This window comes from Mesorhizobium sp. WSM4849 (genome assembly GCF_055811385.1).
In genome coordinates, this window is the sequence record NZ_JBVVPW010000006.1 from 252,323 (window position 1) to 277,127 (window position 24,805).

Below are 24,805 nucleotides of genomic sequence, written 5' to 3' on the forward strand. Positions count from 1 at the left end.
CATGACCAAGATAATCCGCCTGACGATGGCGCAGGCGCTGACCCGCTTTCTTGCTCGCCAGATGACCGAGATCGACGGCAAAAAAATGCCGATCTTCGGCGGCGTCTGGGCGATCTTCGGCCATGGCAATGTCGCCGGCGTCGGCGAGGCGCTCTATCAGGTGCGTGACGAATTGCCGACCTTTCGCGCTCACAACGAACAGGCGATGGCGCATGCGGCGATCGCCTACGCCAAGGCCAATTTCCGTCGCCGGTTCATGGCGGCGACGAGTTCGATCGGCCCCGGCGCGCTCAACATGGTGACGGCGGCGGCACTTGCGCATGTAAACAGGTTGCCCGTCCTGTTTCTCCCCGGCGACGTCTTCTCCAATCGTATCCCCGACCCCGTCCTGCAGCAGGCAGAGGATTTTTCCGACGGTACGGCGACGGTCAATGACTGCTTTCGCCCGGTGTCGCGCTATTTCGACCGCATCACCCGGCCGGAGCAGATCATCCCGGCGCTCGGTCGTGCCATGCAGGTGCTGACCGATCCCGCTGAATGCGGACCGGTGACGCTGGCGCTCTGCCAGGACGTGCAGGCCGAGGCCTATGATTACCCCGAGAGCTTCTTTGCCGAACGGGTCTGGATCCAGCGCCGGCCGCGTCCGGACCGCCAAGAATTGGCGGCCGCGGTGGCGGCGCTGAAGGGCGCGAAAAAGCCGTTGGTAATTGCCGGCGGCGGCGTGCTTTATTCGCAGGCATCGGGTGAATTGGCGAAGCTGGTGCAAGACGGCGGTATCCCGGTCTGTGAGACGCAGGGCGGCAAATCCTCGCTGCCGGACGATCATCCGCTCAACATGGCGGCGGTCGGCGTCACCGGCACTTCGGCTGCCAACCGGCTGGCTGAAGAAGCCGACGTCGTGCTTGCCGTCGGCACCAGGTTGCAGGATTTTACCACCGGCTCGTGGGCGCTGTTCAAGAATTCCGGCAAAACCATCATCGGGCTGAACGTTCAGCCTCTCGATGCGGGAAAGCACCAGGCGTTGCCGCTGGTCACTGATGCGGCGGAAGGGCTCGCCGAACTCGGTGCGGCTCTGAAAGGCTGGAAGGCGCCGACTGCCTGGACCGACAATGCGGTCAGGGGCAAGAAGGACTGGCAGGCCGATGCCGACAAGGTGACGGCCTCGACCAATGCCGCCTACCCGTCCGACGCGCAAGTGATCGGCGCCGTGCAGCGCGCCATGGGGTCCGACGTGATATTGCTTCATGCCGCCGGCGGCCTGCCCGGCGAATTGCACAAGCTCTGGCAGGCGGGGATGCCCGGCTCCTACCACGCCGAATATGGCTTCTCGACCATGGGCTACGAGATCGCTGGCGGGCTCGGCGTCAAGATGGCCAAACCCGACGAGGAGGTCGTCGTCATGATCGGCGACGGCTCTTATCTGATGCTCAATTCCGAGATCGCAACGTCTGTGATGCTCGGCCTCAAGCTGACCATCGTGCTGCTCGACAACAGAGGCTATGGCTGCATCAATCGGCTGCAGATGGCGACCGGCGGCGCCAACTTCAACAATCTGCTGAAGGATGCCCGCCACGAGGTTCTGCCCGATATCGACTTCGCCGCGCATGCATCAAGCCTGGGCGCGATCGCTGAAAAAGTTTCGTCGATCGCCGGGCTGGAAACGGCGCTGATGCAAGCGAAGAAAAATACAAGGACAACCGTGCTGGTCATCGACACCGATCCGCTGGTTTCGACCGAAGCCGGTGGAAGCTGGTGGGATGTTGCCGTGCCGGAAGTCTCGGTGCGGCCGCAAGTGAACGCGGCGCGCAAGAAATACGAGGAAGCGCTGAGCGGGCGGCCTTGAGCCCGTCTGTGAAGCTGATCCTAAGGCCTGAACTGGAGTGACGACTTGAGAGCCAAACTGGGCATGTCCCCCATTGCATGGTGGAACGACGATCTTGCGGAACTCAGCGATGACGTGTCGCTGGAGGAATGCCTGGCGCAGTCGCGCTCGGCGGGCTTCACCGGCATGGAAATGGGTCGCCGTTTTCCCAATGATCCGAAAATCATGCTGCCGATCCTGAAAGAGGCCGACGTCACGCTTTGCGGCGGCTGGTTTTCCGGCACGCTGGTCGACGAAGACATGGCCGGGAATAAGGATCGCATCCAGCCGATGATCGATCTATTCAAGGCGGTGAACGCGCCTTGCATCGTCTATGGCGAGGTCGGCCGCTCCATCCAGGGTGACCGCTCGAAGCCGCTCGCCACCAAGCCTAGGCTTTCGGACGACGAGATGAAGGCCTATGCGCAGCGTCTCACGCAGTTCGGCGAATGGTGCGCCGAGCAAGGCATGCCGCTCTCCTATCACCATCATATGGCGGCGGTGGTCGAGACCGAGCCGGAACTCGATGCATTCATGCGCTATTCGGGTGAAGGCATTCCCTTGCTGCTCGATGCGGGCCACCTGGCTTTTGCCGGCGGCGACGTGCTGCGCGCCATCGACAATCATCACCGGCGCATCAACCATGTCCACGTGAAGGACGTGCGCATGGAGGTGATCGAGAAACTCGACCGCCAGAAGCAATCCTTCCTCGATGCCGTGGCACTTGGCGCCTTCACGGTGCCGGGAGATGGCTCGCTGGATTTTGGCGCCATTGTGGAAAGGCTGGCGAACTATGGTTATGAAGGCTGGTTCGTCGTCGAGGCCGAGCAGGACCCAAGAAAGAATCCGCCGCTCAAAATGGCGCAAGTCGGCTACAAGGAGTTGATGCGGGTGATGACGGCCGCAGGCTACACGGTTGAAACACAGGGTTTCCCCAATGCTTGAATGCAGTGTTCCCGACGGGCTGATCCGATGCGAGGGCTGATCTGATGAAGGACTCTGAGCATCCGTTCTTCCGGCCTCTGTGGCGGCGTGTTGCCATCGTCGCGGTCTGCCTGGGCTGGGCGGTGGTCGAGTTTGCCACCGGCGCACCGTTCTGGGGCACGATCGCGCTCGGCTTCGCCGGCTATGCCGTGTGGCAGTTCTTCTATCTCTACAAGCCGGCCGACAGCGGCAAGGATCCGGCCGAGCCGAAGGAATGATCGGAATCCATGGCGCAGAAGTTTTTGGATCGGATACCGCGTGACTGACAGATCGCATGCGTCGGCGATTGGCCGGAACACCCCTCGCTTCGTCATCCTAGGGCGGAGCAAGGAGCGCAGCGACGCGGCGCAGACCCTAGGATCCATGCCATGACTTCGAAGTATTATGACGGTGCAGAATTCTGCCCCGCTGTGCCCTTCGGCCAAGGTTACGGCATGGATCCTAGGGTCTTCGCGACGGAGCTTCGCTCCTGCTTCGCCCTAGGATGACGAAGTTGGAATTCGAGTGTCGAGGATAGGAGACCTCAATGTCGAAACTGCTCGTCAAAGCAGATAAGGGTCATGGCCGCGTCGCCCATGTGACGCCGCAAAACGCCGGCTGGACCTATGTCGGTTTCGATCTGCATCGGCTGCGGCCAGGCGAAACAGCCTCTGGGCAAACAGCGGATCGCGAGGTCTGCCTGGTGTTCGTCACCGGCAAGGGCAAGGCCAGGGCCGGCGGCAAGGATCTCGGCCTGCTCGGCGAACGCATGTCGCCCTTCGAAGGCAAGCCGTGGTCGGTCTATGTGCCGCAAGGCTCTGATTGGTCGGTGACCGCCGACACCGATCTCGAACTCGCCGTCTGCTCGGCGCCAGGGCTTGGCGGTGGCCTGCCGGTCCGCGTCATTGCGCCGAAGGATCTCGGGCAGGAGGTTCGCGGCAAGGGCACCAACACGCGCTATGTCACCAACATCCTGCCGGAAGGCAAGCCGGCCGATTCATTGCTGGTGGTCGAGGTCATTACGCCCGGCGGCCACACATCGAGCTATCCGCCGCACAAGCATGACCAGGACAATCTGCCGGCCGAATCCTATCTTGAGGAGACCTATTACCACCGCCTCAATCCGCCGCAGGGCTTTGCCTTCCAGCGCGTCTACACCGATGCCGACTGGAATGGCGCTCGTTCGCTCGATGAGGCGATGGCGATCGAGGACGGCGATGTCGTGCTGGTGCCCAAGGGCTATCATCCTTGCGCCGCCTGCCATGGCTATGACCTCTACTATCTCAATGTCATGGCCGGGCCGAAGCGGACGTGGAAATTCCACAACGCGCCCGAGCACGAATGGCTGATGAAGGCCTGATCGCGCTGCCCGTCCGGGTCGGCAATCTGGCCCAAGGCGAAAAAATCGTCGGCTAATGACCCGCCTGAACAACTTTGTTATCAGGAGCGATCATCAGCTTCGTCATTTCGTCATGCAAATCGCCTATGGCAGCGGGAGTTGACGAGGACTTTCGATGCGCTACGCTATCTATTTCACCCCCCGGCAGGACGAACCGCTGGCGCGAATCGCCGCCAATTGGCTCGGCCGCGACCCGTTCGGCGCCGCCACGCGGCCGGTCGAGGCCGTGGGCGAACTGTCGGCGGCGGAAGTCGCCTTCCACACCGCTTCGGCACGCCGCTACGGCTTTCATGCGACACTGAAGGCGCCCTTCCGGCTGGCTTCGAACGAAACGGAAGGCGCGCTTCGCGCGGCGCTGGACGATTTCGCCGAGACGACGCCGGTGGTGACGATCCCACGGCTGGTCGTCAGCCAGATCGACGGCTTCTTCGCGCTGGTGCCGGAAGGACCGCTGCCGGCGCTCAACCGCTTCGCCGACGACGTTGTGCGCGACTTCGACCGTTTTCGCGCGCCGCTGAGCGAGGCTGAGATCGAACGGCGCAGCCCTGACTCGCTGAAGCCGGATGAATTCCGCAATCTCTGCCAATGGGGCTACCCCTATGTCTTCGCGACCTTCCGGTTCCATATGACGCTGTCCGGCCGTGTCTCGTCACACGAAAGCCCTCGTCTTCGCGCAGCAATCGACAGCCTGTTTGCGCAGGTCCTGCAACGGCCGATGCCAGTGGACGCACTGACCCTGTTTGTCGAAACCGAACCTGGCGCCCCGTTCATGGTGCTTTCCCATCACGCGCTCGGGCGCCGCCCGGCCAGAAAAACTGCCTGAAATGGCTATTTGTTTTAACCGCATTTGTGCGAGGCCAATTCACCCAATCGGTGATTCCAATTGGCTGCAAAATGCTCCAAGGACTGCCTGAAATGACCGCCGAGACCGTTCTCAACAATGCCCGCGTTGTGCTTGCCGACGAGATCGTCGAAGGGTCGATCGTGCTGCGCGACGGCTTGATTGCCGGGATCGATGCCGGTGCCGGCCGGAGCGGCGAGGACATGGGCGGCGATTTCATCATTCCCGGGCTGGTCGAGCTTCACACCGACCACCTCGAAGGCCATTACGCGCCGCGACCGAAAGTGCGCTGGAACCCGATCGCCGCGGTGCTCGCTCACGACGCGCAAGTGGCGACCGCCGGCATCACCACCGTGCTCGATGCCTTGCGCGTCGGCATGGACGACGACGCCGACATGAATTCGGCCGACATGCGCAAGCTGGCCGATGCGATCGAGGACAGCATCCAGCAGGACCGGCTGCGGGCCGACCATTTCATCCATCTGCGCTGCGAGGTTTCGGCGCCGGATTGCCTCGCAGCCTTCGCGCATTTTGACGGCGATGACAGGATCAAGCTGGCGTCGCTGATGGACCATGCGCCGGGACAGCGCCAGTTCGTCGATTTGGAAACCTATGCCTATTACTACCAGCGCAAGCTGAAGCTGACGGATCGCGAATTCCAGCAATTCTGTGAGAAGCGGATGGCGGAGTCGGCGACGAATTCTGGGCCGAACCGCGCCTTCATCGCTGCTGCCTGCCATCAGCGCGGCATCGTGCTGGCCAGCCATGACGACGCCACGACCGGCCATGTCGACGAGGCGATCGAACAAGGCGTCCGCGTCGCCGAATTCCCGACCACCAAAGAGGCCGCAAAAGCTTCGAAGGCGGCAGGGCTCGGGGTGCTGATGGGCGCCCCGAACGTCATGCGCGGCGCCTCGCATTCGGGCAATGTTTCGGCCCGCACGCTCGCCGGCGAACGCCTGCTCGACATATTGTCGTCCGATTACATTCCCTTCAGCCTGATCCAGTCGGCGTTTTTCCTCGGCGACGTAGTCGACGGCATTTCCCTGCCTCAAGCGGTCGCCATGGTCTCGAAGAACCCGGCCGAGGCAGTCGGCCTCGCCGACCGCGGCGTCATCGAACAGGGCCGGCGCGCCGATGTGGTTCGCGTCCGTCTCGACGACCATGTCCCGGTTGTCCGCACCGTCTGGCGGCAGGGACGCCGGGTCGCATGATGGCGCCGGCGTCGATCGAGCGTGAATTGTCGGCCGCGGCGTTTCCGATCCGCGACGGGGTCTTCGTCGCCGTCGTCGGCCCGAGCGGCGCCGGCAAGGACACGGTGATCGGCTATGCCCGGTCGCTATTTGCCGAAGGGACGCGGCTGGAGTTCGTCCGCCGGGTCATCACCCGGCCGAGCGACACGGCAAGCGAGGATCACGACACGCTTGCCGATGCGGCCTTCGTCGAGGCGGAAGCGGATGGCGCCTTCGCCATCTCCTGGGAGGCGCATGGCTTGCGCTACGGCATCCCGGCTGAAGTCGACCGGTCGGTCGCCAACGGCCGCGTCGCCATCGCCAATGTCTCGCGCGCCATCATCCCGGCGCTGCGTGATCGTTATGCCAATCTGGCTGTAGTCGAGATCACCGCATCGCCGCAAATCCTGGCAGAGCGGCTGGCGATGCGCGGCCGCGAGTCGCGCGGCGAAGTGCTGGCGCGGCTGGCGCGTAGCGCCAATGTGGCGTTGGCCGGACCAGGCGTCACCTCGATCGACAATAGCGGCCCGCGCGAAGCGGCCGGCGAGCGCTTTGCCGACGTGCTGCGCAAGGCGATGGCGTTTTCGGACCGACCCTGACATCGATCGAAGAATGCAGCGGGGCAGAAACTAATCTAATCTAATCTGTAGCGATCCTTCGCGCCCCCTCTGTCCTGCCGACTCAAGGTTCGCGAAGCACTACTCCGCTGCCGCACCAGCCGTGCCCTTGCGGGTTGCCTCCAGCATCAGCCGCCGCTCCCGGTACACGCCCCATTGCTGGTCGACCAATACGCCGATGAGGATTACCCCGCCCATCACCGCGAAATTGAGCGAGGAGGGGATGCCGAGCAGGTTGACGAGGTTTTGGAGTTCCTGCAGCAGGACCGTTCCGAGGATGACGCCGATCAGCGAGCCCTCGCCGCCGCGCAGCGAGAAGCCGCCGAGCACGGCTGCGGCAATGGCGTAGAGTTCGTAGAACTGGCCGTGGCTGGCCGGCGAGATCGAGCGCGTGTACATCGCGAAATAGATCGCCGACAGCGCCGTCAGCACGCCGCAGATGACATAGGCGGCCATGACGACGCGGCCGGTGCGGATGCCGGAATATTTCGCCGCCTCCTCGTTCTTGCCGATGGCGTAGAGGTAGCGGCCGAACACCGAACGGTGCAGCACCACCCACATCACGATGGCGATGACGATCAGCGCGATGAAGCTGTTCGGCACGCCATAGGATCGCCCGGCGGTCAGGAACTCGAGTTCCGGAAAGTTCTGTCCGAAGGCAAAGCCCGCCGTGCCGTCGGCAGTGTAGAACCGCGCGACACCGCGATAGATCAAGAGGCCACACAGCGTCACCACGAAAGGCTGCAATTTGAGCCGCGTGATCAGCCAGCCATGTGCCAGCCCAATGATGCCGCCGAGCACGAGGATCAGCGGCAGCGCGACCGGCCATGCCATGCCTCGCGTGGCGATGAAATCGACGAACAGGACGCCGAGCAGCGCGACCACCGAGCCGACCGACAATTCGATGCCGCCGGTGATGATGACGAAAGCCTGGCCGATCGCCAGTATGCCGAACAGCCCAATCAGGTTCGAGGTGTTGGCGAGGTTGATCGGCAGCAGGAAGCGCGGATTGATGATCGCCACCACCGCTCCCACCACGAGGATCAGGATCAGCAGGCCGAGATCTTTCTTGCTCATCGTCTTCTCCCCAATGCCCGCGAATTATTTCGGCTGCTTGCCGACGGCCAGCAGCAGCACGTTTTCCTGGCTGAACTGTTCCTTGTCGAGAATGCCTGAGATCTGGCCCTCATGCATGACGGCGATGCGATCGGAGACGCCGATCACCTCCTCCATGTCGCTCGAGATCATCAGCACGGCGACGCCGGCATCGGCCAGCGCCCGCATCAGCCCGTAGATCTCGGCCTTGGCGCCGATGTCGATGCCGCGCGTTGGCTCGTCGAGGATCATCACCCTGGGGCTCATGGCCAGCCATTTGGCAAGCACCACCTTTTGCTGGTTGCCGCCGGACAGCGTGCCGGTGCGCGTCGCCACCGAGGGCGCCTTGATCCCGAGATTGCTTTTCTGCTTTTCGGCGGTGACGGCTTCGGCGCGGGCAGAGACCAGGGCTCGCCGGGCATGCGCCGGCAGGTTGGGGAGCGAAATATTCTGGGCAATCGACAGATCGAGCAGGATACCGGTCAGCTTGCGATCCTCGGGGACGAGGAAAATCCCGTTGGCCACAGCGTCGGCGGCCGAACCAAGAACCAGTTCTTTTCCATCAAGCTGGAGCGCACCGCCAAGGCTCTTCTCGATGCCGAAAAGCACGCGCGCCAGTTCGGTCCGGCCGGAGCCGACAAGACCAGCCAAGCCAAGAATTTCGCCATGCCTGACGCCGAGATCGACCGGTCGGTCGGGATAGGCGCTGGTGCGAATGGCTTTGGCCGACAGGGCGACGGTGCCGGGCGGGCGCGCCGATTCTGCCGCCTTCTCCCTCTCCTTCAGCATGCGGCCGATCATCAGTTTGACCATCTGGTCGTGATTGATGGCGTTCTTCGCCAGCGTGCCGGCAAGCATACCGTCCCTCAGCACAACGACGCGATCGGCGACCCGCTCGACCTCGTGAAGACGGTGCGAGATGAAGATGACGCTGATGCCCTCCGCCTTCAGCGCCTTGATGACATCGAGCAGCTTGTCGGTTTCGGCAAGTGGCAGGCTCGACGTCGGCTCGTCGAGGATCACCAACCTTGCCTCGATCGACAGCGCCTTGGCGATTTCGACCATCTGCTGCTGGGCAAGCGATAGCGTCGATACCGGCGTGTCGGCCGAAAAATTGGCGCCCACGCGTTTGAGCAGCGGCGCCGACAGCGCGCGCAGCCTGGCGCGGTCGACAAGCCTAAGCGGACCGGCGCGCAAAGGCTCGCGGCCGAAATAGATGTTGGCGGCAACGTCGAGGTTCTCGAACAGGTTGAGTTCCTGATGAACGAAGGCGATGCCGGAACCGATGCTGGCTTCGACGGTCAGCCCGTCATGGGCGATGCCGTCGACGGTGATCGTGCCGGTGTCGGGGGTGGTCACGCCGCCGAGGATCTTCATCAGCGTCGACTTGCCGGCGCCGTTTTCGCCGACGAGGCCGATGACCTCGCCGGGCCTGACCTCCATCGAAAACCCGTCCAGCGCGACCACGCCGGGATAGGTCTTGCGCACGCCCTCGAGACTGAGGAACGGGGCGGTCGTGGATGCGCCGATGGATGCGTCGGAATAATTCATTCACGCCTGACAGCAGTTGGCGGGGTCGGCCTCCCCGCAGATTGACGAGCCTGATCAAGCCCGTCAATAACAAGCGGAGCCAGTCACGCCAGCGTCGCGCTGCCCCTCACCCTTACGCTCTCCCCGTCAAGGACGCGGAGAAGGATCGCCAGCGTTGCAACCACTGCCCTTCTCCCGGTTCTTCACGGGGAGAAGGCGCCGGCAGGCGGATGAGAGGAAGCGCCGACGACGCTCAGTTGCCGGACATCGCCTTCAGATTGGCGGCATAGGCGTCGACATCGTCCTTGCCGATGATCTTGGTCGGCACGATGATCAATCCGTCGGCGGGAACACCCGACTTGTCGCCCTTGAGATAGGCGGCCATCAGCTTCATGCCTTGATAGGCCCACTCGAAGGGCTGCTGGACCACCGTGGCGGCAACGGTGCCTTCCTTGACGCCGCCCAGCGTGATCGGATCGTCGTCGAAGCCGACGACCGTGATCTGACCGAGCTTGCCGGCGTCGCGCAGCGCTTCATAGATACGCGGCGTGTTGTAGGAATAGAAGCCAACCATGCAGGTGACGTCGGGGCTGGCGACCAGCGCGTCCTCGACGTTCTTCTTGGCGCGGGCCTGGTCGATGTCGTCGCCACGAACGTCGATGAGCTCGATCTTGGTGCCGGCGAGCCCTTCCTTCATGCCTTCGATGCGCTCCTTGGCATTATCGGCGCCGAGCAGGCCGACGAAGCCGAGGCATTTGCCGCCGTCGGGCATCGCCTTCTTGGCGATCTCGGCCGCCTGCTTGCCGGCATCGATGTTGGACGAGCCGATATAGGCGACCCGCTTGGTCTGCGGCGCGTCGCTGTCGGTGGTGAACAGTGCCGTCTCCGAGGCGATCTTGTTGAGCCCGTCGGTAGACGTCTTGGGATCGACGGCCGAAACCATGATCGCCTTGACGCCGGCCGTCACCAGATCGTCCATCAGCCGCTGCTGGATGGCGACCGATGACTGCTCCGGATATTTGAGCTCGAGATTGTAGTCGGGCAGTTCGGCCTGGGCCTTCTTGACGCCGGCTTCGGCCGCCTTCCAGAAATCGGAAGCGCCGTTGACGACGAAGGCCAGCGTCGGTTTATCCTGGGCACGGGCCATCGCCGTGATGGACAGGCCGAGAGCCAAGGCCGCGGCAGCGACGGACGCATTTCGTATCGCAGATTTCATGTTCAACCTCCCATTTGATTCAGTCATTTTCGCTGATCTGAACTTGTCGAATGCGGCTGGACGCCTCCTCCTCAAGGGGGGGGCTGGCAGCGAAAGAACGGCGCCATTCCAGCCGCGATTTTGGACTTTAGAGACTCATTGGCTGTTCGTATAGTCGGATTTGTCTGACATTTCCGTAATTGCGTGGCGTTGCTTTGCCGGCCCAAGAACCGCGGATGCCGCGCCACGCGCCTGCTTCCCGTCATGGCCCGTTCAGTCCCGAGCCGGGCATGACGAATTGACAATAGAACGCTCACGCCTATTAGTAAATAGTATTAGTCTCTGGTTGGAAACCTGGTGCCGCTGGCGAATGGTCTGCCTGCCGTGTGGTGAGAAAGGGAGGCTTCCGAAGCCATCTAACGGCCCTGAAATCGGATCACATTCCCAGAAATCGATCTTCCAGAAACCGCGTATCGCTCTCTCCGCGCTGCTAGCCATTCGGCTGCCAGGATGGTAATAATGATTAATCGAGTGCCTGTTTTATAAACGCGAAGCGTCGTCGGGTGCCCTACCGTCTTTAATGACGTCCGGGACGACCTCTGGTTAGCCAAGCCGGGAATTTGGAACACAATGCCATGAGCGAACCGACGGATCTGCGCGATCCTGCCCTTGAAGCCTCCCGGCGCCGAAAGCCATCGGCTAAGAATCCCAAGAGTCGCGTCACCATGACCGATATCGCCAGGGCCGCCGGCTGCTCGCAGGCAACGGTTTCGTTCGTCCTCAACAACACGCCGGGCATAAGGCTCTCGCAGCAGACCCGCGAACGGGTGATCGAGTCCGCGCGGGGTCTCGGCTATGCGCCACCAGCCTTCTCTGCTCTTCGCAGCCCTATCGCCTCGTTCGAGGGGCTGGACGGGGTGATCGGCTTCGCGGTCGATCAACTGGCGACCAGTCCCGAAGCGGTCGTCGCCATAGAAGGGGCGCGCCAAGCCTCGTGGAATGCCGGGAACGTCGTGCTGGTCGCTCAGACTTTGGGTGATTCCGTCATGGAGCCGCGCGCGATTGCGGCACTGACCAAGCGAGGCATTTCGGCGCTGATCTACATGACCATCTTCACGCGCGAGATCGCCGCGCCCGACTATCTCTACGACCTCGATATCCCGGTCATCCTGCTCAATTGCTATACCGCCGACTACGCCTTCCCCGCCGTGGTGCCGAGCGAAATCGCCGGCGGGCAGAGCTCCACCCGCCACCTGATCAGCCATGGCCACCGCCGCATCGCCACCATCACCGGCGAGCCGTGGATGCAGGCGGCGCAGGATCGGTTGAAGGGCTACCGCCGGGCGCTGGCGACGGCCGACATCCCGTTCGATGCGGAGCTGGTGGTCGAGGGCGACTGGTCGGCGAGCGCCGGCTACGCCGCGACCGTCAAGCTTCTGGCGCTCAAGGACCGCCCAACCGCCATCTTCTGCCAGAACGACCGCACCGCGATCGGCTGCTACGAAGCGCTGAAAGAAGCCGGCCTGCACATCCCTGGGGATATTTCGGTGATCGGCTATGACGACGAGGAAATCGCCCGGCATCTGTTCCCGCCTTTGACGACGTCGATCCTGCCGCATATGGCGATGGGGCAATGGGCGATCGAGCAATTGGAAGTCCCTGCACCGCCCGGCCGCGGCCGCTACCCCATTACCAAGCTTGAATGCCCGCTGGTCGAGCGGGAATCGGTCAGTGCTGTGGCGCCTGGGCGCACACACGGACTGACAGCCCGCTGAGCACCTCCAGACTTCCATCAATGCATAAGCCGTACTGATGCCCGCTCCAAGCCGGACAAGCGCCCCCGCAAAGGATCGGGATTCTTGTATCCCGAGTTCTGCGGATTGACATACGGTTTGCTGCAGTCTGGTTGTGGCGAAATCCTGGATCCAAGGGTAAATTTGATCTGGTTCGCCGTTCCGCGCCGGCCTTCGAGCCCGATTTCCTCGCTGACCCGGATCGGCAACCCGCCAGGAGTTGTACTGCCATGAAGCTCCAGCATCGCCACGGCCCGCCGCGCGATTTCGTCGGTTACGGCCGGCGGCCGCCGCAGATCATCTGGCCGGATGGACGTCTGATCGCAGTCAATCTCGTGGTCTGCTACGAGGAAGGGTCGGAATATTCGCTGTTTGAGGGCGACGACCATAGCGATGGCTGGGGCGAATATCCGTTGTCGGCGCCGGCCGGCATCCGCGATCTCGGCACCGAAACGCATTTCGAGTATGGCAGCCGCGTCGGCATCTGGCGCATCGCCAGACTGCTCGAGCGACACGGTGTCCACGCCACGATTTCGAGCTGTGCCGAGGCGCTGCGGCGCAACCCGGAGGTGACGGCATGGCTGCGCCAATCGGGTCACGATCTGCTCGGCCATGGCCTGCGCTGGACCGAACAATGGACCCTGAGCCGTGACGAGGAGCGCGGCCATCTGCAGCGCGCCGTCGCGCTGTTCATCGAACTGCTCGGCGAGCGGCCGATCGGCTGGAACAGCCGTTCCTTTCCCAGCGTCAACACGCGCGACATCCTGATCGAGGAAGGCGGCTTCCTGTATGATTCGGATCCGTGCAATGACGACCTGCCCTATTTCGTGCCGGCACAGAACGCGCGCCTTCTGATCATTCCCTATTCCAAGACCTTGAACGACAGCCGCTATCTGGTAAGCCCCGGCTATGTGACGCCCAAGGACTTCGTCGACAACATCGAAGCCTATCTGGACTTCCTGATCAGGGAAGCCAGGGAAGAAGGTGGGCGCATGATGACGATAGCCGTCCATGCGCGGTGGACCGGCCAGCCCAACCGGGCCGCGGCATTGGAAGGCATAATCGAGACGGTGCTGTCCAGACCGGAGGCCGTCTTCATGCGCCGCAACGATATCGCCCGGTATTGGCTGTCCCTGTTTCCGGCCGAGGGCGAAGCACCATGAGCCAACGTCCAACTCGCATGGTGAACGGCATCCTCAAGCATCGGTGCGGGAAGGGAATTGCTCACCCCAACGGCATAACGCCTCTGCTCCAGCATTGAGCGCCGCTCCGCTTTCCGTCAACGAATAGACGACCTTAGTCGGCGATCCCGGATAGACTTCTCGGTTCACAAGCCCGTCAGCCTCCAGTTCGCGTAATTGCTGCGTTAGCATCTTTTCACTGATCGCCGGAATCGACTGCCTCAACCGGCCGAACCTGCGAGATGCCGTTCCAAGCTCGCAAAGAATATCCACTTTCCACTTCCCTTCGATCGCCTTGATCGCGATTGCGAAGCCGCAATTGCCCGTCGGCTTATTCATGATGCTCTCCTTACCTTTGGGTAACCACTTACCTCCAGGTGCGTATTGTGCGCGCCATTCACTCCGACATGCCCTTGACGGCAAAACCATGGCCGCGCGCCTATTGGCATCTATTGGTATGGAGTGTTGCAATGAAGCTTTCAATCAGCGTTGTGGGGACGGGTCGTATGGGATCGGCGCTCGCCCGCGCCCTGCTCCGGTCGGGATATCGGACGACGGTCTGGAACAGGACGAAACAGAAGGCCGAACCGCTGGCTGCGCTCGGCGCCACTGTCGCGGGGTCCGTCCTGGAAGCTGTCAATGCGGCTGAAATTATCATTGTGAACGTAAGCGACTACCAGGCAACCGCTGCAGTTCTGCACGACGATGCCGTTGCTTCAGCCATTCGCGGCAAGCTGGTCGTGGAACTCACTTCGGGAACGCCGCATGGCGCACGCGAAGCCGCTGAATGGTTTGCTGCGCACGGAGCCAGCTATCTCGATGGCGCGATCATGGCCACGCCGGATTTCATCGGCGCTGATGCCGGGACGATACTGATCTCGGGGCCAAGGCAGGCTTTCGACGCGAACGAGGAGATGTTTCGTGCCTTGGGCGGCAATGTACAGCATATCGGGGAAGAGCCGGGACGTGCGAACGCAATTGATAGCGCGCTGCTTGCTCTCATGTGGGGCGCGCTGTTCGGCACGCTGCATGCGATCGCCGTGTGTCAGGCCGAAGAGATCGACCTGGGCGAGTTGGGACGGCAGTGGACCGCAACAGCGCCTGTTGTTGACGGGCTTGTCGCCGACCTCATCAACCGGACGAATGCTGGCCGGTTTGCCAGCGACGACGAGACGCTCTCGTCGATCTCCCCGCATTACGGCGCATTCCAGCATCTCCTGGAGCTGATGGAGGCGCGCAAGATCGACCGCTCCGTGGTCGACAGTTACGACGCAATCTTCCAACGGGCGATTGCAGCTGGCCACCTACATGATGATTTCGCGGCGTTATCGCAATTTCTGGAAAGTCCGGATAAGAGATCTCTCCGATCCGGACCGCGCGAGGGATCCCTTCTGGCTGGCTGAGCGGATTTGGTCTCCGGCCTTATTGAGGCGGACCACGCTTTGCCGTCGGCCGACGGGTTCGGGCTTTGTTGTCCGAGCGTCGGCCGAGTCAGACCAGTGGCCTACATTAGGGGAATAGAATGCCTTTGACGCTTCTCATCGATTCGTATTGTGCTGCTTGGTCCGATCAGAACGCCGAGCAGCGGCGGGCGTTGCTGTTACCGATCTGGAGCGATGGCGCGACATACACGGATCCTACAGTCCATGCGACTGGCGCGGAAGAACTGCTCGCGCACATCGCAAGAGTTCTGGCCAAGCATCCCGGTGCCCGCATCCTACGGACAAGTGACGTGGATGTTCATCATGGGATCGCACGCTTTGCGTGGAAGTTTGTGGTGCCTGATGGATCGTCCTTCCCTGAGGGTTTGGACATAGCCTTCCTCGACTCTGGCCAGAAGCGAATAACGCGTATCATCGGCTTTTTTGGGCCGTTGGCACGGTCAAGCTGATCGACCAGCGCGTGCCAGCCCGTGCGCCACCAGCCGATCGATGATCTCGGAATCGCCTTGGAATACATGCTGATGTCGGTGAACCCGGGGATGGTGTTGAGCTCGTTGATGAGGACGCGCATGTCGGGGGTCACGAAGAAATCAACGCGGGCCATGCCGTCGCAACCGACCGCACGGAAGGCCTTTGCCGCCATCTCGCGGATCTTGCCCTCAATCTCCTGCGGCAGTTCGGCCGGGACTTTCAGCGCCGCGCCGTGCTCGCCGATATATTTGGCGTCGTAGCTGTAGAAACCGTGGCTCTGTGCCGGCAGATCTCGCCTGGACGGGAAACGAAGAGGCCGCCTTCCGTATCCTCCAGCACGCTGCACTCGATCTCGCGGCCTCGAATGAATTCTTCGGCCAGCAGCTTGCTGTCGTGATCAAAACCTTCTGTCAGCGCTGCCTGGTAGTCTTTTTCGGCCGAAACCTTGCTGACGCCGACAGAGGAGCCCTGCCGGGCCGGTTTGATGAAAAGCGGAAGCCCAAGCGCGCTCTGCAGTTCCGCAAAGGCCGGTGCGGCGCCATGGTGGATTGTGACGGAGCGCGCGATAGGTAAGCCCGCCTCATTCAGCAGCCGCTTGGCAATGTCCTTGTCGAGGGCGGCGGCCGAACCGAGAATGCCGCAACCGGCGAGCGGCACGCGCGCCACTTCCGCGAGTCCTTGGACGGAGCCGTCCTCGCCATGGAGGCCATGCAGGGCGGGAAACAGGATGTCGATGTCAGGCAGTTCGTGCGGCGCGCCATGGATCGGGATCGCCATCATCCGTCCCTGTCCACCCGGCTCGAGGCAGACTTCGGTACCGCTCGAAGGTTTCGCCAGCGTGCCATCCTCGAAGCTGCTCAGCAGCCATTGTCCTTCGCGGGTGACGAAGACGGGAACGGCATCATATTTCGCAGGTTCCAGCGCACGCATGACATTGGTTGCCGACAGCACCGAAACGTCGTGCTCGGCGGAGCGTCCGCCAAAGAGCACGGCAATACGCAGTCTTTTCGAGGTGTCGGCCATGAGCGTCTCCAAAATGGTCTGGCAGGAATGCGGCGGCAGGGGCCCGAAACTCGGTGCGCAGCCCGATCGTTTGCCGACGAGTTCCAAAAGCTATGTAGATGGCCGACTCGTATACTCGTATGCGAGTTCAGAGGATGCATTCAACCCGTTGTCTGAGAAGGGGCGCTCTGGTTCGGTCTCCTCCCCTGTGCTCCTCATTGAAGCGAACACAGCATGAGGCTCGAATAGGGAGAGAATACGCTGCCCTGTTCTGCTTCGCAAACAGCTGGGGTTGCCTTAATCATAAATCTGTGTTTATCATAAGCAATGGTTTATGATTATGCAGGTATGGTCGCGCTGGCCGACCCAACGCGCAGAAAGGTATTCGAGCTTGTGGCCGAAGGGCCGCGTTCGGTGGCGAACCTCGCTCGAATCCTGCCGGTGTCTCAGCCCGCGATTTCTCATCACCTGAAGGTGCTGAGGGAGGCGCGGCTGGTCCGCGCCGAGCCTCGCGGCGCCAGCAATGTCTACCATGTCGACCCTCATGGTCTCGGCGAGATGCGTGCCTGGCTCGACCAGATGTGGGGGAACGCGCTCGACGCCTTCCGAAACGAGATCAACAAAGCCAAGGAGCGAAATAATGACGGCGATCATTAAACCAGCGCCTGTGCGCAAGTCGGTTACCGTGGACGTGTCGGTTGCCACGGCGTTTGAAGTCTTCACGAGCGGGTTCGGACGTTGGTGGCCGGCGTCCCACTCGATAGGCAAGTCCGCACTCAGGAGCGCGACTATCGAGCCAAAGGCAGGCGGCCGCTGGTTTGAGACCGGCGAGGATGGGACGGAATGCGACTGGGGCGAAGTGCTGGCGTGGGAACCGCCAAACCGCATCGTCCTGGCATGGCGGATTCGCGCCGACTGGCAATACGATCCGTCGCTGCTGACCGAAGTCGAGGTCAAGTTCTCCGAGGCCGGCGAAAACGCGACTCGCGTCGAGCTCGAGCATCGTCAGCTTGAGAACATGGGCGCGGCCAGTGAAGCGGTGCGTGAGATCTTCGAATCCGATCGTGGCTGGAGCGGTATCCTGCAAGGTTATGTCCGGTTGATCGAGAAGCGGTAGGCCAATCGATCGGCCAACTGACTTACCTTTGAGTACGTGAAAGGTGCGCTTCAATTCGCAATGCATGTGCTATAGCCAAAGACTAGAAATGCGGCCGGCCTCCTACCGAGGCAACGAAGACGAAGGTGCATTAGTCGAAGTGTATGAAGAGCCGTACCGGTGAGATGAGACGAAGCGGTCCAAGACAGGCTAGCACAAGGCCCGGCGTTCTGCTCAGCGCGGGTGCTGGCCTGCGGCTGCTCGCTTCGTTACTCTTTTTGATCTGGACCATTCCTGCGGCAACAGCCGACCAGGTCGGACAGGCCAAAGAGCAAATGAGGCTCGCTGCGTCCAAACCAGCCGCGCACCCGACTATCCTTGTCCGCGACATTGCGCGCCGTGTTGGTGCTGAGACTTCCCGTTTCAAGACGGGAACGCCCGCCACTGCGGGAAGCGGCCAGCCCTTTTGCACTATCCCGGATTTACGCCTGCCGCTCGAAACCGCGTCGGCCGCACCGTTTGGTATAGGGTCTGAAGACCGGCCGAAACTGTCGCCGATCCGCGCCTTTGATGCGCGCGCGCCTCCGCTTCCCCCGGCATGATCCTGGCCGCGCGACCGCGGCCCCAACTCCCAAAACTTTCACATCGCGTTCCCGGGCTCTCGCCGAGTTGCTCGCCGATCGGACCGCCAAAGCTCTTGTCGGAGGCGGTTTCCGCCCGATATGGGCTGAACGGACAAGAACATGCTGCATTTTTCGCGCTGGAAGACCATTCTCATCTGGCTGACGGTCCTGGCCGGTATCCTTTACGCAGCTCCCAATCTGGTTCCCGCCTCCACTCTGGCATCGCTGCCGAATTGGCTGCCAAAGCAGCAGCTGACGCTGGGGCTCGACCTGCAGGGCGGCTCGCACATCCTGCTCCAGATCGATCGGCAGGACCTCGCCAACGAACGCCTCGAATCGGCACGCGACGAGGTCCGCACGTCGCTGCGCGATGCGCAGATCGGCTATACCGGGCTTTCCGGCACCGCCAATTCCATCCAGGTCCGCATTCGCGACCAGGGCCAGATCGCGGCTGCGAAGAGCGCGCTCGAAAGATTGACGCAGCCGATCTCGACCGGCCTTTTCATGAGCGGCTCGGTGACCGAGATGGAGATGGCCGAGCCGGAACCAGGCGTGCTGCGTTTTACGCTGACCGAAGCCGGGGTCGACTACCGGATCGCCGCGGCGCTGACTCAATCGATCGAGGTGGTGGGCCGGCGCGTCAACGAGCTCGGCACGACCGAGCCGATCATCCAGCGCCAGGGATCTGAGCGCATCATGGTCCAGGTGCCGGGCCTGCAGGATCCGCAGCGCCTGAAGGATATTCTCGGACAGACCGCGAAGCTGACCTTCCAGATGGTCGACCAGTCGATTCCGGTCGAGGAGGCGATCTCCGGCCGCCCGCCGGCGGGCTCGACGGTGTTGTATTCGACGGAAAAGCCGCGGGTTCCTCATCTGATCGAGAACCGGATCATCGTCTCCGGCGAAAACCTCGTCGATGCGCAGGCAACCTTCGACCAGCGCACCAACGAGCCGGTGGTCTCGTTTCGCTTCGACAGCCGCGGCGCCACCCGCTTCGGTCAGGCTACTCAGGCCAATGTCGGGCGCCTGTTCGCGATCATCCTCGACAACGAGGTGATCTCCGCGCCTCAGATCCGCGAACCAATCCTGGGCGGCACCGGACAGATATCCGGCAGTTTCACGGTGGAGAGCGCGAACGACCTTGCGGTCCTGCTGCGCGCCGGCGCGCTGCCTGCCGACCTCACCATCGTCGAGGAACGCACCGTCGGTCCAAGCCTCGGCAGCGATTCGATCGAGGCGGGCCAGTTCGCGTCGATCGTCGCCGGGTTCCTCGTCGTCGGCTTCATGCTGTTCGCCTATGGGCGACTGGGACTGATCGCGAATGTCGCGCTCCTGGCCAACGTCGCACTGATCATCGCCGTCCTGTCGGTTCTTGGGGCAACGCTGACGCTGCCTGGCATCGCCGGCATCGTGCTGACGATGGGCATGGCGGTCGATTCCAACGTCATCATCTTCGAGCGCGTCCGCGAAGAGAACCGCCAAGGGCGCTCGATCGTGCAGTCGATGGATTCCGGGTTCAAACAGGCGCTGGCGACCGTCGTCGATGCCAATGTGACGACGCTGATCGCCGCCGTCATCCTGTTCTTCCTCGGCTCAGGGCCGATCAAGGGATTTGCCGTCACCCTCGCCATCGGCATCGTTACCACCGTGTTCACGGCCTTCACGCTGACGCGCTGGCTGGTCGCATTCTGGCTTCGCCGGCAGCGCCCGAAAACGATGCCCAGCGGTGTCATGCGCCTGGTGCCCGACGACACGCGGGTGCCGTTCATGGCATTCCGAAAATACGCCTTCACGCTGTCCCTGCTATTGTCGATCGCTTCGGCCTTGCTGTTCTTCACTGTCGGCATGAACTACGGCATCGACTTCCGCGGCGGTTCGAGCATCGAGGTGCAGGCAAAGAGCCAGCAGGCCGACATCGGCGACATCCGTGAGCGGCTGACGGGCCTCGAACTGGGTGAAGTGCAGGTGCAGGAGTTCGGGTCGACCCGGGACGTGCTGATCCGCATCGGCACCCAGGGGGGCGGCGACATTGCCGAACAGTCCGCCGTTGAGAAAGTGAGGAGCGCACTCGAATCCGACTACGAGTTCCGCCGCATCGAGGTTGTCGGTCCGACAGTGTCCTCCGAACTCGCGTTCAACGGCACAATGGGCGTGCTCGCCTCGCTGCTGGCGATGCTCGTCTACATCTGGATCAGGTTCGAGTGGCAGTTCGGACTCGGCGCCATCATTTCGACGTTCCACGACGTGATCCTGATGGTCGGCTTCTACGTCGTCGCCGGCATAGAGTTCAATTTGACCTCGATAGCCGCGATCCTGACCATCGTCGGCTATTCCATCAACGATACGGTTGTTGTCTATGATCGGGTCCGCGAGAATCTGCGCCGCTATAAAAGGATGCCGATTGCCGAACTGCTCGATCTGTCGATGAACCAGACACTGGCGCGAACGGTCCTGACCGGCGTGACCACGCTGTTTGCGCTGGCGGCGCTTTCGATCTGGGGCGGTGAGGTCATCCAGTCCTTCACGGTCGCGATGATCTTCGGCATCCTCGCCGGCACCTATTCCTCCATCTTCGTAGCCGGGCCGCTGCTGATCCTGTTCAAGCTCCGGCCGGGCGCCCTCAGCCCAGAGGAAACCGCAGCGGCGAAAGAGCCGCCGGCGCGACAGGCCTTATGATGTGGTTCGAAGCTGATCCACGACAGCGTCGGTTTCGGCGCTGGTCGTGGCTCGACCAAGACTGAAGCGAACGGCGCCCATGCCGATCTTCTCGGGCACGCCCATGGCCGTGAGCACCGGTGAGAGCTCGACCCGGCCGGCGTGACAGGCCGAACCGGTTGACGCCGCGACGCCGTCGAGACGCGAAAGCACCTCGGCACCGATCATGCCGACGAACGAAACGCTGAGCGTGTTGGGAAGGCGGTGCTGAGGGTGCCCGTTGAGTGCGACACGGTCGCCGAAACTCTCCTGCAGCTTGTCCCAAAAGCGATCGCGCAGCACGCGGATGCGCGCCATCGGCTCCAGGTCGCCGGCGAGCGCACAGGCGGCGCCGAGGCCGACCGCGAGCAAGGCGCTCTCGGTGCCAGCGCGCCGGCCATGTTCGTGCCCGGCGCCGTGGATCAGCGGCTCGAGCCTGAGCCCGCCTCGGACATAGAGCGCACCGACACCCTTCGGCGCGTAAAGCTTGTGACCGGCGATGGTCAGCAGATCGACGCCAAGCGTGTCGACCTTGGTTGCAATCTTGCCGACCGACTGCGCAGCGTCGGTATGAAACCGGACGCCATGCTCCCGCGCAATAGCACCGATCACCTCGATCGGCTGGATCGTGCCGACCTCATTGTTGGCGTGCATGACACTGATCAGGATGGTGCGCGGCGTGATGGCACGACGCACATCCTCGGGATCGACCCGGCCCGTGCTGTCGACCGGCACATAGGTCACTGCCGCGCCGAGCTGCTCGAGGAACCGGCAAGGGGCGAGAATGGCCGGATGCTCGACCGTGGTGGTAACGATGTGCTCGCCCTTGTGCCTCAGCGCGAAGAACGTGCCCTTGATCGCCAGGTTGTTGGCCTCGCTGCCGCCGCTTGTGAACACCATCTCGTCGGGTGCGCAGTCGAGCAGCGCCGCAACCTGGCTGCGGGCCTTCTCCAGCGCAGCCTTCGCCGGCATGCTCGCCCAATGCCCGCTCGATGGATTGCCGAAAGCGTCATCCAGATATGGCCGCATGGCAGCCGTAACCGAAGGATCGATCGGCGTGCTGGCGTTGTAGTCGAGATAGATCGATGTCATGCCCGGGAGCCTCCTTCGCGGTTTGTCGCCCGGCGATCAGCTTGCGCGGCTATTCCCGCATGAATGCCTGAACCTCTTCGGATGTCACTTTGCCGTCCTTGTTTGCGTCCACCTTGTCGAAGATTCGCTTATGGATGGCGGTGATCTCTTCGAAGGAAAGTGCGCTGTCACCGTCGGTGTCGGCAATGGCGAACATGATCTTCATCATGTGCCCGCGCATGCGCATCATCGGCATTGCGCCCATCATGCCGGGCTGCATCATCTCGCCCATCATTCCCTGACCCATGCCTTGGCACATCATGCCCCGGCCCATGCCTTGGCCCATCATGCCCTGGCCCATCATGCCGGGAGGCATCATGCCGGGTTGAGCGGGCTGTGCACCTTGGTCTTGTCCCGCCATACCTCCAGGCTCGGGAGACGGCGCCGCCTGCGCGACCGTCGTATCGTGGGGATCGGCTGCGGTTGTTTGCGCGGCGGCTGTAGCCGTCGCGCCGGCGGCGACAATGGCGGCAAGCGCGGCCGCGCGCATCAGTGCAATCAATGTCATAATATCCTCCTTCCTCTCATGGGGCTCGGCAGAGCCCGTTCCAACTCGCTGGCGGCTCTGCGGCTTCGATGCGGAAATGCATTCGGCTCTTTCCGTACTGCCGGCAAACCGCCGGTCGCGGTCAAATTCCAATATAGGCCCAAAGGGCAGCGCGGCGAGTTTGCGCTGGATCAATTGCTCGGGCAGCGATCTCCACCGCTGTCATGTTGCCCTGCTCGCGGTTTCCCTCATCACGACAGCCACGACCACGCCAGAGAGAAACGTCAGCGCGGCGATCGATGTGATTGCCCATGACAGCCCGAAACTGTCGGCGATGAGGCCGGCGGAGAGCGCCCCGATCGCGTAGCCGAGATCCCGCCAGAACCGGTAGACGCTGAGTGAGCGGGCGCGCCAAGTCGGATGCGAGGCATCGGAGACGGCTGCGATCAAGCTCGGGTAGACCATTGCCGTGCCGAGCCCGAGCAGAAGGCTGCCGACCATCCACCACTCGAACCGGCGCGTCGCCGCGGTGAGAAACAGACCGGTGGCCTGAACCCACATGCCGGCGACGATCAGGCCTTTGCGCCCCCAGCGATCGCTCAGGGAACCCGTGGCGATCTGCAAGATACCCCATGTCGCGGGATAGATCGCCTTGAGGATGCCGATGCGCTCGACACCGAGACCGAAGGAAGCGAAGAACAATGGGAAAATGCCCCAGCTCATGCCGTCGTTGAGATTGTTGACGAGACCGGCCTGCGAGGCGGCGAACAGGTTGCGATCCCCGAACGAGGTAAGCGCGAAGACCTCACGAAAGCTGATCGGCGCGGGCTGCTGCGCGTGGGATGAAGCCTCCAGCCGAACGTGGTCGCGCGTGTCGCGCACGAGCAGGATCGACAGTGCGGCACCGAGCACGGCATAGCCGACGCCGAGATAGATCGGCACTGGCCGAAGCCCGTATTGCGAGGCGAGATAGCCAGTCAGGAACGCCGTCACCCCGACGGCGAGATAGCCGGCGAACTCGTTGAGGCCGACGGCAAGGCCGCGCGACTTCGGCCCGACGAGATCGACTTTCATGATCACCGTCATCGACCAGGCGAGCCCCTGGTTGACGCCGAGCAATGCGTTGGCCGCAATCACCCATTCCCAGGTCGGCGCCCAGATGATCATGAACGGCACCGGCAGGCCGACCAGCCATCCCAAAACGAGCACGCGCTTGCGGCCCCACGCGTCGGCAAGCTGCCCCGAGACCAGATTGGCCAGCGCCTTGACGACGCCGAAGCTGACGATGAAGGAGACGATGAGCGTCGTCGACGTGACGTGGAACTCCTCCGATCCGATCAGCGGCACCACCGTTCGTTCTATTCCGACCATACCGCCGACAAAGGCGTTGATCACGACGAGCAGCGCGAATTGCGGCCAGTTCTGTCTGAGTCCGAGCCTGACGGGTGAACCCGCCTTGCCTGGAACCGATGCCGCTTCGTCCATGGCTCAGGCCGCCGCAGCAGCCAGGGCGGAATTGGCGGCCCGGAGAGCCGCGGCCTGCGGCGGAGCCGGCGGAATCTCGGCGAGCATGAAGCGAATGAACGCGGCTTCGTCCTCGATCCGGAGGGCCTCGTTGTGGCGTTTCTCGAAACCGATGGTCGACCACGGCTTGCCGCTCAGGCGTCGGCCGCAGACCGAGCCAGCACAGGCGCCGGGGAGCACCTCGACATGATCGGGAAGAGCCTTGAGCCGGCCGGCGCTGCGAAAGAGATCCTTTGCGCCTTGCTCGGCGCTGACGGCGAGTTCGGTGCGACCGAGATCGCCGGCCATCAGCGTGTGGCCGGTCAGCACGAACCACGGCTCGTCGGCACGCGTGCGGTCGCTGACGAGAAGGCAGATATGCTCCGGGGTGTGACCCGGCGTGTGCAGGACGGTTGCGGTGACGTTGCCGAGCGAGAGGACCTCTCCGTCGCGCACGCCTTTGAACGGGAACGCAACATCCGCCTCCGCCGAGAGCACGTAGGCGGGGCGCGCCCCGGGGGCGGGGGCGCGGCCCATTATAATTTCCCCCGCGCCCCGGCTGGGCGGGGCCCCGCGGCGAGATCTGGTGCTACAGCGACCGTTTTTCGTACCGGCGGGGCGATACGGTGCGACTGCAGGTGAGTTCGAC

The 24,805-nt window shown here is 62.8% G+C and carries 22 protein-coding genes and 1 pseudogene; 14 read left to right on the top strand and 9 right to left on the bottom strand.

Annotated features, from left to right (window positions below):
* The first annotated feature begins 1 nt into the window (after position 1).
* From iolD to phnN, 7 genes are all read left to right on the top strand, one after another.
* The gene (iolD, locus tag AC0L3L_RS08995) at positions 2-1,843 is read left to right on the top strand and encodes a 3D-(3,5/4)-trihydroxycyclohexane-1,2-dione acylhydrolase (decyclizing) (protein ID WP_473637288.1); all 1,842 of its coding nucleotides are present in this window, start codon (positions 2-4) and stop codon (positions 1,841-1,843) included.
* 45 nt (positions 1,844-1,888) lie between these two features.
* The gene (iolE, locus tag AC0L3L_RS09000) at positions 1,889-2,806 is read left to right on the top strand and encodes a myo-inosose-2 dehydratase (RefSeq protein WP_473637289.1); all 918 of its coding nucleotides are present in this window, start codon (positions 1,889-1,891) and stop codon (positions 2,804-2,806) included.
* Between the two features lie 44 nt (positions 2,807-2,850).
* Positions 2,851-3,063 carry a DUF3329 domain-containing protein gene (locus tag AC0L3L_RS09005; protein WP_123146207.1) on the top strand — a complete coding sequence of 71 codons (213 nt, stop codon included), beginning with the start codon at positions 2,851-2,853 and terminating at the stop codon, positions 3,061-3,063.
* Between the two features lie 308 nt (positions 3,064-3,371).
* Positions 3,372-4,184: a 5-deoxy-glucuronate isomerase gene (gene iolB, locus AC0L3L_RS09010; protein ID WP_473637290.1), complete on the top strand. Its 813-nt coding sequence runs from the start codon at positions 3,372-3,374 to the stop codon at positions 4,182-4,184.
* 154 nt (positions 4,185-4,338) lie between these two features.
* Positions 4,339-5,046: a DUF1045 domain-containing protein gene (locus AC0L3L_RS09015; protein WP_473637291.1), complete on the top strand. Its 708-nt coding sequence runs from the start codon at positions 4,339-4,341 to the stop codon at positions 5,044-5,046.
* A gap of 92 nt (positions 5,047-5,138) precedes the next feature.
* Complete coding sequence (locus AC0L3L_RS09020; protein ID WP_473637292.1) at positions 5,139-6,278, top strand: alpha-D-ribose 1-methylphosphonate 5-triphosphate diphosphatase; 1,140 nt, start codon at positions 5,139-5,141, stop codon at positions 6,276-6,278.
* Positions 6,275-6,895: a phosphonate metabolism protein/1,5-bisphosphokinase (PRPP-forming) PhnN gene (gene phnN / locus AC0L3L_RS09025; protein WP_473637293.1), complete on the top strand. Its 621-nt coding sequence runs from the start codon at positions 6,275-6,277 to the stop codon at positions 6,893-6,895. The genes AC0L3L_RS09020 and phnN overlap by 4 nt, the downstream gene beginning before the upstream one ends.
* Positions 6,896-6,994: 99 nt before the next feature.
* On the opposite strand, the gene AC0L3L_RS09030 is transcribed toward phnN, so the two are convergent.
* The 3 genes from AC0L3L_RS09030 to AC0L3L_RS09040 all read right to left on the bottom strand — a co-directional run bounded on the left by AC0L3L_RS09030 (position 6,995) and on the right by AC0L3L_RS09040 (position 10,754).
* Entirely contained in the window at positions 6,995-7,990 is a 996-nt protein-coding gene (locus tag AC0L3L_RS09030) for an ABC transporter permease (protein ID WP_095494041.1), read from the bottom strand.
* Positions 7,991-8,014: 24 nt separating this feature from the next.
* On the bottom strand, positions 8,015-9,559 hold the full coding sequence (locus AC0L3L_RS09035; RefSeq protein WP_473637294.1) for a sugar ABC transporter ATP-binding protein: 1,545 nt from the start codon (positions 9,557-9,559) through the stop codon (positions 8,015-8,017).
* 232 nt (positions 9,560-9,791) lie between these two features.
* Positions 9,792-10,754, bottom strand: a complete 963-nt coding sequence (locus tag AC0L3L_RS09040) for a sugar-binding protein (protein ID WP_473637295.1) — start codon at positions 10,752-10,754, stop codon at positions 9,792-9,794.
* A 614-nt stretch (positions 10,755-11,368) separates the two neighbouring features.
* On the opposite strand from AC0L3L_RS09040, the gene AC0L3L_RS09045 reads away from it, so the two are divergent.
* Both AC0L3L_RS09045 and AC0L3L_RS09050 read left to right on the top strand, forming a co-directional pair.
* Positions 11,369-12,508, top strand: a complete 1,140-nt coding sequence (locus AC0L3L_RS09045; RefSeq protein ID WP_473637296.1) for a LacI family DNA-binding transcriptional regulator — start codon at positions 11,369-11,371, stop codon at positions 12,506-12,508.
* A 248-nt stretch (positions 12,509-12,756) separates the two neighbouring features.
* Positions 12,757-13,689, top strand: coding sequence for a polysaccharide deacetylase family protein (locus AC0L3L_RS09050; RefSeq protein ID WP_473637297.1), 933 nt, complete (start codon positions 12,757-12,759; stop codon positions 13,687-13,689).
* A 33-nt stretch (positions 13,690-13,722) separates the two neighbouring features.
* Here the strand turns inward: AC0L3L_RS09050 and AC0L3L_RS09055 are convergent, their stop codons facing one another.
* Positions 13,723-14,046 carry a winged helix-turn-helix transcriptional regulator gene (locus AC0L3L_RS09055; RefSeq protein WP_473488521.1) on the bottom strand — a complete coding sequence of 108 codons (324 nt, stop codon included), beginning with the start codon at positions 14,044-14,046 and terminating at the stop codon, positions 13,723-13,725.
* A 131-nt stretch (positions 14,047-14,177) separates the two neighbouring features.
* On the opposite strand from AC0L3L_RS09055, the gene AC0L3L_RS09060 reads away from it, so the two are divergent.
* Positions 14,178-15,110: an NAD(P)-dependent oxidoreductase gene (locus AC0L3L_RS09060; RefSeq protein WP_473637298.1), complete on the top strand. Its 933-nt coding sequence runs from the start codon at positions 14,178-14,180 to the stop codon at positions 15,108-15,110.
* 119 nt (positions 15,111-15,229) lie between these two features.
* A complete protein-coding gene (locus AC0L3L_RS09065; RefSeq protein ID WP_473488519.1) occupies positions 15,230-15,598 on the top strand; it encodes a hypothetical protein in 369 nt (122 codons plus the stop codon).
* On the opposite strand, the pseudogene AC0L3L_RS09070 reads toward AC0L3L_RS09065, so the two are convergent.
* A pseudogene (locus tag AC0L3L_RS09070) lies at positions 15,590-16,643 on the bottom strand (D-alanine--D-alanine ligase family protein). The gene AC0L3L_RS09065 and the pseudogene AC0L3L_RS09070 sit on opposite strands and share 9 nt — an antisense overlap.
* A gap of 306 nt (positions 16,644-16,949) precedes the next feature.
* Between AC0L3L_RS09070 and AC0L3L_RS09075 the strand changes: the two are divergent.
* From AC0L3L_RS09075 to secDF, 3 genes are all read left to right on the top strand, one after another.
* On the top strand, positions 16,950-17,279 hold the full coding sequence (locus AC0L3L_RS09075) for an ArsR/SmtB family transcription factor (RefSeq protein ID WP_473637299.1): 330 nt from the start codon (positions 16,950-16,952) through the stop codon (positions 17,277-17,279).
* Positions 17,263-17,739, top strand: coding sequence for an SRPBCC family protein (locus AC0L3L_RS09080; RefSeq protein WP_473637300.1), 477 nt, complete (start codon positions 17,263-17,265; stop codon positions 17,737-17,739). Before AC0L3L_RS09075 ends, AC0L3L_RS09080 begins: the two co-directional genes overlap by 17 nt.
* 722 nt (positions 17,740-18,461) lie before the next feature.
* Positions 18,462-21,017: a protein translocase subunit SecDF gene (gene secDF, locus AC0L3L_RS09085; RefSeq protein WP_473637301.1), complete on the top strand. Its 2,556-nt coding sequence runs from the start codon at positions 18,462-18,464 to the stop codon at positions 21,015-21,017.
* Here secDF and AC0L3L_RS09090 read toward each other — a convergent pair.
* The 4 genes from AC0L3L_RS09090 to AC0L3L_RS09105 all read right to left on the bottom strand — a co-directional run bounded on the left by AC0L3L_RS09090 (position 21,012) and on the right by AC0L3L_RS09105 (position 24,693).
* On the bottom strand, positions 21,012-22,127 hold the full coding sequence (locus AC0L3L_RS09090; protein WP_473637302.1) for a cysteine desulfurase family protein: 1,116 nt from the start codon (positions 22,125-22,127) through the stop codon (positions 21,012-21,014). The genes secDF and AC0L3L_RS09090 overlap by 6 nt on opposite strands.
* A 49-nt stretch (positions 22,128-22,176) precedes the next feature.
* The gene (locus AC0L3L_RS09095; protein WP_473637319.1) at positions 22,177-22,674 is read right to left on the bottom strand and encodes an EF-hand domain-containing protein; all 498 of its coding nucleotides are present in this window, start codon (positions 22,672-22,674) and stop codon (positions 22,177-22,179) included.
* Between the two features lie 201 nt (positions 22,675-22,875).
* On the bottom strand, positions 22,876-24,138 hold the full coding sequence (locus AC0L3L_RS09100; protein ID WP_473637303.1) for an MFS transporter: 1,263 nt from the start codon (positions 24,136-24,138) through the stop codon (positions 22,876-22,878).
* A gap of 3 nt (positions 24,139-24,141) precedes the next feature.
* A complete protein-coding gene (locus AC0L3L_RS09105) occupies positions 24,142-24,693 on the bottom strand; it encodes an MBL fold metallo-hydrolase (protein ID WP_473637304.1) in 552 nt (183 codons plus the stop codon).
* Between the last annotated feature and the right edge of the window lie 112 nt (positions 24,694-24,805).

Excerpts from the sequence above, each read along its gene's own strand:
- iolD (WP_473637288.1), top strand. The coding sequence starts at position 2 with ATGACCAAGATAATCCGCCTGACGATGGCGCAGGCGCTGACCCGCTTT.
- AC0L3L_RS09005 (WP_123146207.1), top strand. The coding sequence starts at position 2,851 with ATGAAGGACTCTGAGCATCCGTTCTTCCGGCCTCTGTGGCGGCGTGTT.
- iolB (WP_473637290.1), top strand. The coding sequence starts at position 3,372 with ATGTCGAAACTGCTCGTCAAAGCAGATAAGGGTCATGGCCGCGTCGCC.
- AC0L3L_RS09015 (WP_473637291.1), top strand. The coding sequence starts at position 4,339 with ATGCGCTACGCTATCTATTTCACCCCCCGGCAGGACGAACCGCTGGCG.
- AC0L3L_RS09020 (WP_473637292.1), top strand. The coding sequence starts at position 5,139 with ATGACCGCCGAGACCGTTCTCAACAATGCCCGCGTTGTGCTTGCCGAC.
- phnN (WP_473637293.1), top strand. The coding sequence starts at position 6,275 with ATGATGGCGCCGGCGTCGATCGAGCGTGAATTGTCGGCCGCGGCGTTT.
- AC0L3L_RS09030 (WP_095494041.1), bottom strand. The coding sequence starts at position 7,990 with ATGAGCAAGAAAGATCTCGGCCTGCTGATCCTGATCCTCGTGGTGGGA.
- AC0L3L_RS09035 (WP_473637294.1), bottom strand. The coding sequence starts at position 9,559 with ATGAATTATTCCGACGCATCCATCGGCGCATCCACGACCGCCCCGTTC.
- AC0L3L_RS09040 (WP_473637295.1), bottom strand. The coding sequence starts at position 10,754 with ATGAAATCTGCGATACGAAATGCGTCCGTCGCTGCCGCGGCCTTGGCT.
- AC0L3L_RS09045 (WP_473637296.1), top strand. The coding sequence starts at position 11,369 with ATGAGCGAACCGACGGATCTGCGCGATCCTGCCCTTGAAGCCTCCCGG.
- AC0L3L_RS09050 (WP_473637297.1), top strand. The coding sequence starts at position 12,757 with ATGAAGCTCCAGCATCGCCACGGCCCGCCGCGCGATTTCGTCGGTTAC.
- AC0L3L_RS09055 (WP_473488521.1), bottom strand. The coding sequence starts at position 14,046 with ATGAATAAGCCGACGGGCAATTGCGGCTTCGCAATCGCGATCAAGGCG.
- AC0L3L_RS09060 (WP_473637298.1), top strand. The coding sequence starts at position 14,178 with ATGAAGCTTTCAATCAGCGTTGTGGGGACGGGTCGTATGGGATCGGCG.
- AC0L3L_RS09065 (WP_473488519.1), top strand. The coding sequence starts at position 15,230 with ATGCCTTTGACGCTTCTCATCGATTCGTATTGTGCTGCTTGGTCCGAT.
- AC0L3L_RS09075 (WP_473637299.1), top strand. The coding sequence starts at position 16,950 with ATGGTTTATGATTATGCAGGTATGGTCGCGCTGGCCGACCCAACGCGC.
- AC0L3L_RS09080 (WP_473637300.1), top strand. The coding sequence starts at position 17,263 with ATGACGGCGATCATTAAACCAGCGCCTGTGCGCAAGTCGGTTACCGTG.
- secDF (WP_473637301.1), top strand. The coding sequence starts at position 18,462 with ATGCTGCATTTTTCGCGCTGGAAGACCATTCTCATCTGGCTGACGGTC.
- AC0L3L_RS09090 (WP_473637302.1), bottom strand. The coding sequence starts at position 22,127 with ATGACATCGATCTATCTCGACTACAACGCCAGCACGCCGATCGATCCT.
- AC0L3L_RS09095 (WP_473637319.1), bottom strand. The coding sequence starts at position 22,674 with ATGACATTGATTGCACTGATGCGCGCGGCCGCGCTTGCCGCCATTGTC.
- AC0L3L_RS09100 (WP_473637303.1), bottom strand. The coding sequence starts at position 24,138 with ATGGACGAAGCGGCATCGGTTCCAGGCAAGGCGGGTTCACCCGTCAGG.
- AC0L3L_RS09105 (WP_473637304.1), bottom strand. The coding sequence starts at position 24,693 with ATGGGCCGCGCCCCCGCCCCCGGGGCGCGCCCCGCCTACGTGCTCTCG.